Origin of the sequence: Brunnivagina elsteri CCALA 953, from assembly GCF_002289455.1 — a bacterium.
Taxonomy (GTDB): Bacteria; Cyanobacteriota; Cyanobacteriia; order Cyanobacteriales; family Nostocaceae; genus Brunnivagina; species Brunnivagina elsteri.
In genome coordinates this window covers 1-5845 of the sequence record NZ_NTFS01000405.1, presented here as the reverse complement: position 1 = coordinate 5845, position 5845 = coordinate 1, and the positions used below count along the sequence as shown (strand labels likewise).

9 protein-coding genes are annotated in these 5845 nt (G+C 38.1%); 8 read left to right on the top strand and 1 reads right to left on the bottom strand.

The annotated features are described in order from the left end of the window. The first annotated feature begins 185 nt into the window (after positions 1-185). Positions 186-332 (top strand): PEP-CTERM sorting domain-containing protein, encoded by a 147-nt coding sequence (locus tag CK510_RS31190; protein WP_143289426.1) that lies wholly within the window; start codon positions 186-188, stop codon positions 330-332. Between the two features lie 176 nt (positions 333-508). Here the strand turns inward: CK510_RS31190 and CK510_RS25055 are convergent, their stop codons facing one another. Then, positions 509-709, bottom strand: coding sequence for a hypothetical protein (locus CK510_RS25055; protein ID WP_095724265.1), 201 nt, complete (start codon positions 707-709; stop codon positions 509-511). Positions 710-1428: 719 nt separating this feature from the next. Here CK510_RS25055 and cysE point away from each other — a divergent pair. The 7 genes from cysE to CK510_RS25020 all read left to right on the top strand — a co-directional run bounded on the left by cysE (position 1429) and on the right by CK510_RS25020 (position 5663). Beyond that, positions 1429-2208, top strand: coding sequence for a serine O-acetyltransferase (gene cysE, locus CK510_RS25050; protein ID WP_095724264.1), 780 nt, complete (start codon positions 1429-1431; stop codon positions 2206-2208). 31 nt (positions 2209-2239) lie between these two features. After that, entirely contained in the window at positions 2240-2485 is a 246-nt protein-coding gene (locus CK510_RS25045; protein WP_095724263.1) for an Asr1405/Asl0597 family protein, read from the top strand. A gap of 30 nt (positions 2486-2515) precedes the next feature. Beyond that, entirely contained in the window at positions 2516-2713 is a 198-nt protein-coding gene (locus CK510_RS25040) for a DUF2949 domain-containing protein (RefSeq protein ID WP_095724262.1), read from the top strand. A gap of 526 nt (positions 2714-3239) precedes the next feature. Continuing rightward, on the top strand, positions 3240-4373 hold the full coding sequence (gene nifV, locus CK510_RS25035; RefSeq protein WP_095724261.1) for a homocitrate synthase: 1134 nt from the start codon (positions 3240-3242) through the stop codon (positions 4371-4373). Further along, entirely contained in the window at positions 4360-4647 is a 288-nt protein-coding gene (locus CK510_RS25030; protein ID WP_095724260.1) for a nitrogen fixation protein NifZ, read from the top strand. The genes nifV and CK510_RS25030 overlap by 14 nt, the downstream gene beginning before the upstream one ends. Continuing rightward, positions 4644-4847 carry a putative nitrogen fixation protein NifT gene (gene nifT, locus CK510_RS25025; protein ID WP_095724259.1) on the top strand — a complete coding sequence of 68 codons (204 nt, stop codon included), beginning with the start codon at positions 4644-4646 and terminating at the stop codon, positions 4845-4847. Before CK510_RS25030 ends, nifT begins: the two co-directional genes overlap by 4 nt. A gap of 174 nt (positions 4848-5021) precedes the next feature. Further along, on the top strand, positions 5022-5663 hold the full coding sequence (locus CK510_RS25020; protein ID WP_095724258.1) for a (2Fe-2S) ferredoxin domain-containing protein: 642 nt from the start codon (positions 5022-5024) through the stop codon (positions 5661-5663). Positions 5664-5845 lie beyond the last annotated feature (182 nt).

The following is a 5845-nucleotide window of genomic DNA, read 5'->3' as shown; positions in this document are numbered from 1 at the left end:
CATTTTAAATTGATTGTATATCTCGCTACAGATTTTTGTGATTTCCTTTTATTGAAAGAAACTTTGTGATTTACTGAACTTAGCAAACAATTTCGTTATTAGGGACTTTCTCAACCACAGAAGAGGATAATTACCCTGTATTTCTGGGTATTTCTAGCGATACAGCCAATATTTCGCGACTAGTTTTGAGAACTTCCGAAGCAAACGTACCTTTTGGTATTAATGCTCTCAGTTTTGTTACTATACCCGAGCCTGGTTCCACATTTGCCTTAATTGCGATCGCATTAAGTGCAGGTTTAGTTTTACATCAGAAACGTAAGTGTAAATTTTAACTTAAACAAACATAGAATATAGAACACAAAATAGATATTACTTCCATATTTATTGGCGGTTTAATTCTTCAACCGTAAAATCTGATTATTTTACACCAGTAAAATAGGACAAAAGAAACACTTAATTCATCTTGCTTCTACACACTCACACCAATTGTGTTTCTTTATCCAGGATTTTAACCAACTTTCAGCGTATGCTCTTCACGCGACTCCTGCCTAACCAAACCATTCATTGCAGCTTCTTGTAATGTCATAAAAGCCTTCAAGTCTTCCTGACTATACTTGGTTTTAAGAAGATTACGTAGTTGATTTTCCGCTTCTAGCGTTAAATAACCAGTTCTGAGAATTTGTTGAACCAAATCGCGAATTTGCACCATAATCAACACCCTGATTTATCGATATAAGGTAATATAAAGACATACATGCCTCTACCTTTTCTATGGATAGAGAACTTGTTTTTATGCATAGTGTTGCTTGACTTTATAAAACTTTACATATTCTTTTATATAAGTATTTGTTGATTTTTAGGTGTTATTAGGAACTCAGTAATTCAGGGGGCTAGAATTCAGGTATATTGCAGATGATTGAACCGCCAAGTCTCCAAGTACGCCAAGAAGAAGAAGAAGAAGAAGAAAGAAAGATTAACATCAAAAATAATTGGTGTTAGCAAGTACAGAAGAAAAATGAAAATAAAATAAAGAAATCTAGGTTTTTTATAAATAAAGATATAGGATTGAAAATAGTAATTCTATATACAAAAAATAAGTAGTAAAGTCGCTCTACATTGATTTTTGAGTACAAGTTTTTGTAAAGAAATATTGCTCTAAAAAACACTTGAAGCTGCTATCAATAAAGCATTAAGGCTGAGTGCAAAAATACTTAATCCCTGCCCTCAAAATATCTAGTACCTCTATCTAAGAAAGTCTTGTCCCCCTACCCCCACCCAGATTTGAAATATTTGTGAAATCGATATTTCCAGGGTTGAGTACATTATTAATAAATTTTAATAAATTCAATTGCCATCGCTGACTGTATTTGGTTTGAGGCTGCTGATATAAGCATAAAACACATCGCTTATATTATCCAGGTAAGACCGATGCAGCAGTATTCTTTGCATAACAGAAATCGGAGTCGAGACAAGAAGTGTGAACCGTCGAGGCTTTGTCGCGTCAAAAACACTTTTTTACAAAATCTATTTTCTGGTGCTTTTTTTGAGTCAATCATGGAGCCAGTTATAAGTGATTTTCGGATCATCTTTGAGCGCGATCCAGCTGCACGTAGTTGGTTGGAAGTCATGTTTTGCTATCCAGGATTGCACGCGCTTTGCTTTCACCGTATTGCCCATTGGTTATATCGACGTGAGCTAGCCTTCATACCACGTTTAATTTCCCATTTGGCACGCTTTCTAACGGGGATTGAGATTCATCCAGGGGCACAAATTGGTCAAGGAGTATTTATCGATCATGGGATGGGAGTTGTGATTGGGGAAACCGCAATAGTTGGAGACAATACCCTGATTTACCAAGGTGTGACTCTTGGTGGAACGGGTAAACAAACAGGTAAACGTCATCCAACCATAGGTAAAAACGTTGTAGTGGGTGCTGGTGCTAAAGTTTTGGGGAATATTGAAGTGGGCGATCGCGTGAGGATTGGCGCTCATAGTGTGGTGTTGCGCGATGTCCTTCCTGATAATACCGTCGTTGGGGTTCCCGGTCGGAATATTCCCCACAATCCCCAATGCAGTATTTTACCCTTGGAACACGGTAAGTTGCCTGATGTTGAAGGAGAAATGATTCGTTCTCTGCTTTTACGGATTCAAAATTTGGAGCAGCAGGTAGAAATTTTTACTAATTCTGCAAACCAAGAAAGTAAGTAAGAACCAACAATAAGTAATTCGGCAAGTTAAGATGTCAGCACCCGTAAATTCAGAGTCGTTAGATGCTCAAGTTATAAATGTTCCACTGGCAGAGCGCTGGCGAATTTATCACCGCTTACAAGAGTTGATGATTCCTTGCTGGTGTGATGCTGATGGTTCGTTGCGAGTGCAGATAAATAATATACTAACGGCTATTTTGGTTCGCAGTACTTTAATGCAATTTTTTGCAAGTCGTGGAGAATTGATTGATTGGCTCGAACAATGTTGGAAGCTTTGAGATAAGCTTAATTTAGGAGCTTAATTGAGTATGATAATTTATGGTAGTGATACTAGGTTAATCAATTTTTTGCAAAGCGAAATTGAACTATCAACTGCTGATATCACTGTGGTTTTACGGCATCCAGAATTGAAAAATGCCCCTTTCCCAATGTTACTTTGGCAATATGGCTTGGTAGATATTGAACAGTTAGGAAAGATTTTTGACTGGCTGGAAAGGCAAGTATAAAGGCTATTATTATTTTCCGCAAATATCAGTAACAACAATTGGTGCTATCATCCTACTTTTTTCGTTATTTTCAAGAGACAACATCATGATTACATTAGTGGCAGGTTTAAGTTTATTAGCTTTTTCCGGTACGATAAACTCTTACATTAGCTACAGCTTATTCCGCAATAATTCGATAAATATTGCTAACAATGATTCATGAGTTATTCACTTTATGGTTGGATGGTATACAGATAATTTATTGATGCTGGGCAAAAGTTATATAAGGAAATAAGGTTTAGGAATGATGAGTTAGGAGTTAGGAGTTAGGAGTTAATAATTAGAAGGAATAATAACTTTGCTTTTATTTAATAATTTAAAGGTGATTTTATTTACTAACTAATATACTAAATTCCGATTACTAAATTCTGAATCCTGATTACTGAATACTGAATCCTTATTTCTAACCACAAGTAGCTTTCTTTCGCAATTAAAAAAGGCAATCTAGAAAGGAGATAGAGAAAATTTCCTCAGGGGTATTTTTGAGATGAACCAAATCCAAATTAATGACACGACTCTGCGTGACGGTGAACAAGCAGCTGGTGTCGCATTTAATCTGCAAGAAAAAGTTGCGATCGCACAATTTCTTGACGCAATTGGCGTTAGCGAACTCGAAGTCGGCATTCCGGCTATGGGTGAGGAAGAAACACGGGCAATTTCTGCTATATCCGACTCTGGTTTGTCCGCCAAACTACTAGGTTGGAACCGTGCAGTTATCTCCGATATTGAAGCCTCAATAGCTTGCGGAATGAAGCGCGTACATATCTCTATACCCATTTCCGGGATTCAGATTGCCACCAAATTTCATGGACAATGGCGTGTAACCCTAACACAACTTCGAGATAGTATCAACTTTGCACTTGATAAAGGACTCTGGGTTTCTGTTGGTGGTGAAGATTCCTCTAGAGCTGATGAATGCTTCCTCCAGGACGTAGCATTATACGCCCAAGAGTGGGGTGCTTCTAGATTTCGCTTCTGCGATACGGTGGGAGTACTTGACCCTTTCAGCACTTATACACGAATTAAGCAGCTTGTTGCGGGGTTACAAATTCCCGTGGAGATGCATACCCACAATGATTTTGGCTTGGCTACAGCAAATGCACTCGCTGGTTTAAAAGCTGGTGCAACATCAGTAAACACTACCGTTAACGGTTTGGGAGAACGTGCTGGAAATGCGGCGTTAGAGGAAGTTGTCATGTCCCTCAAACGCTTGCATGGTATTGATTTGGGCATTGATACAACCCGACTTTTGGAACTTTCTCGAATGGTTGCAGCTGCCTCTGGTTGCAACGTACCACCTTGGAAAGCAATCGTGGGTGAAAATACCTTTGCTCATGAGTCTGGTATTCACGCTCACGGTGTATTGCAAAACCCTGCTACTTATGAGCCATTTGCACCGGAAGAGGTAGGATGGGAAAGACGTTTGGTAGTTGGCAAGCATTCCGGTAGACACCTACTGACAAGCTTGCTACAACAACATGGAATTGTCTTAAACCGTGATGAAAGTCAGTCTGTACTAGATGCAGTACGACGAGAATCCATTCAGAAAAAGCGCAGCTTAAGCACGCAAGAACTGTTGAATTTGGTACTCGAACAGAGGTATTCCCATGCAACAATCTGATGAAATCGAACTATATTCACCTCCGGAATATGAGATTGGTGACAAGGTTCGCACTCGCAGACTTCTCAAAAATGATGGAACATTCCCAGGACAAGAAATTAGCACAGTTCTGGCAAAAAAGGGAGAAATTGGTTATGTCGTTAGTATTGGGACATATCTCCAGAGTTCTTATATTTATGCGGTGCATTTTTTACAAAGTGGGTTTACAGTCGGTTGCAAGAAAAAAGAGCTTGAGTTAATTGAGAAGAATCCCGATAAAGAGGAAGATAAATGAAGGTCATGTTACGTGAAGATTCTAGTGGCAAGCTCACGGTTTATGTTCCCAAAAAAGACTTAGAGGAGGAAGTTGTTAAGCAAGTTGATTCGGAGACAGGCAAGATTTTTACTTTGGCTAATGGATGGGAATTAGAATTTTCTAATTTACCACAACCCTTAAAATTACCACAAACCTACGAAGCTCGACGACTTGCTTAATTTAGTTGAATGTTAATGGTTAATAGTTAATGGTTAATAGAAAATGATTAATAGTTAATAATTAGTAGTTAATTGTTAATGATTAATAAGTAATTATTATTTTCAGCCAATAACTAATAATCAATAACTAATATTTAGTCACTAATAACCAATAACTAATAACCAATAACTTTTATGGGTGATAAATATCTGAAATTATCAGAATTTGACCTTGAAGGTGAGTTTCTTGGTTTTGCAGGTAATCATCCGCAGAAATTCAAGTATCTACAATTCGCATTGGCAAAGTGTAATGCGATCGCAGCACTCACTACCGGAAATCTGAAAATCAAGCTTCCCAAGGAACTACGGCAGGTTCTCGGTTTAACTTTGGTTCCTGGTAATCATATTCGTATAATTGGTTACAGCAAATTACATGGGAGTAATGGCAACATCAAGCTTAAAGCTTATGATGTCAAGCTTTTAGATGTATGCTCTATAGATAAATCACAACTGCGAAAACCCATACTGGAAGTCGTGGAAACCCTTTCCCAGCCAAAATGTCTAGGAAAAGCCAAAATTTTGGTTTGTCAGGGTTCCGGTTGCCGCAAAAGGGGTGCAAAACAGTTATTATCAAACATCGAGAAATCCCTATGCAATGGTAAAGCATCGAAAGAAGTGATTCGCGACTTGCGTCAACAAGTCACAATCCAAACCACTGGTTGTATTAAAAAATGCTCCAAAGCTCCCAACTGTATCGTACAGCTAGGTAAAAAGAAGTATAGCCAAGTCAAACCAAATGCGATCGCATCTCTTCTTGAAGAGCATTTAAACCTGTAGGGGCAAACGGTTGTTTGCCCTTGTTTATTGATTTCTGTCATTATTTATTGCATTTAAAAGAAAAGCACTATATCCGATCCGAGATATAGTACACTAGTACTAGTAAACAGTGAAGTCGTCTACAAGTCAAAACACATTTTGTTATTTTTTGGCGCTTCTGGGTTAACTCAGAAGCATTATTT

What these genes read in the sequence shown, in the direction of transcription:
- CK510_RS25040 (WP_095724262.1), top strand. Translation starts at nt 2,516, where the DNA reads ATGATAATTTATGGTAGTGATACTAGGTTAATCAATTTTTTGCAAAGC.
- CK510_RS25045 (WP_095724263.1), top strand. Translation starts at nt 2,240, where the DNA reads ATGTCAGCACCCGTAAATTCAGAGTCGTTAGATGCTCAAGTTATAAAT.
- cysE (WP_095724264.1), top strand. Translation starts at nt 1,429, where the DNA reads ATGCAGCAGTATTCTTTGCATAACAGAAATCGGAGTCGAGACAAGAAG.
- nifT (WP_095724259.1), top strand. Translation starts at nt 4,644, where the DNA reads ATGAAGGTCATGTTACGTGAAGATTCTAGTGGCAAGCTCACGGTTTAT.
- CK510_RS25030 (WP_095724260.1), top strand. Translation starts at nt 4,360, where the DNA reads ATGCAACAATCTGATGAAATCGAACTATATTCACCTCCGGAATATGAG.
- nifV (WP_095724261.1), top strand. Translation starts at nt 3,240, where the DNA reads ATGAACCAAATCCAAATTAATGACACGACTCTGCGTGACGGTGAACAA.
- CK510_RS25055 (WP_095724265.1), bottom strand. Translation starts at nt 709, where the DNA reads ATGGTGCAAATTCGCGATTTGGTTCAACAAATTCTCAGAACTGGTTAT.
- CK510_RS25020 (WP_095724258.1), top strand. Translation starts at nt 5,022, where the DNA reads ATGGGTGATAAATATCTGAAATTATCAGAATTTGACCTTGAAGGTGAG.